Genomic DNA, 584 nt, shown 5'->3' on the forward strand with positions numbered 1-584 from the left:
CGACTGGTCGGTGTCGGCCGAGACGGCGACATTCCAGCGAATGGTATTCATAGCGTTCTCCGCTAATAGGTGTTTGTGTGTTTATACGCCAATCACAAAGGGCGATGCAATGGTTCGACAAAACGAAGGTTTTGCCGAACTCTATCGAGGAATGGCTCGGTTCGTTAAGCTCCCCGCGCTACGGTTCAAATAACTGGTACGCTTAATCAAAGTTCAACTATTACTAACGTAGTCGAGTAAACAGTACTTTTGATGAAGATCGGTTATGCGCGAGTGAGCACTCGGGATCAGAAAGCCGACCTACAAGTCGATGCCCTGAAACAGGCCGGGTGCGAACGCATCTACCAAGACATCGCCAGCGGCGCGAAAAGCGCCCGGCCGGAGTTGGACAAACTGCTGGCCAACGTGCGGCCGGGTGATGCCGTGGTGATCTGGAAGCTGGATCGCCTTGGGCGTTCCCTCAAGCACCTGGTCGAGTTGGTCGGCGAGCTGGCAGAGCGCAAGGTCGGCTTACAGAGCCTGAATGACCCCATCGACACCACCCACGCCCAAGGCCGCCTGGTGTTCAACCTGTTCGCCTCGCT

The 584-nt window shown here is 55.7% G+C and carries 2 protein-coding genes; both read left to right on the forward strand.

What is annotated here, in order from left to right:
• A partial coding sequence (locus tag JJD74_RS31100; RefSeq protein WP_206616995.1) for a hypothetical protein occupies nt 1-193 on the forward strand: 193 nt, incomplete at its 5' end.
• Between the two features lie 59 nt (nt 194-252).
• Nucleotides 253-584, forward strand: a 332-nt coding sequence (locus JJD74_RS30655; RefSeq protein WP_149810038.1) for a recombinase family protein, incomplete at its 3' end; no start/stop codon positions are given.

The sequence above is a fragment of the Pseudomonas sp. MF6776 genome (assembly GCF_016613125.1).
Taxonomy (GTDB): Bacteria; Pseudomonadota; Gammaproteobacteria; order Pseudomonadales; family Pseudomonadaceae; genus Aquipseudomonas; species Aquipseudomonas iridis.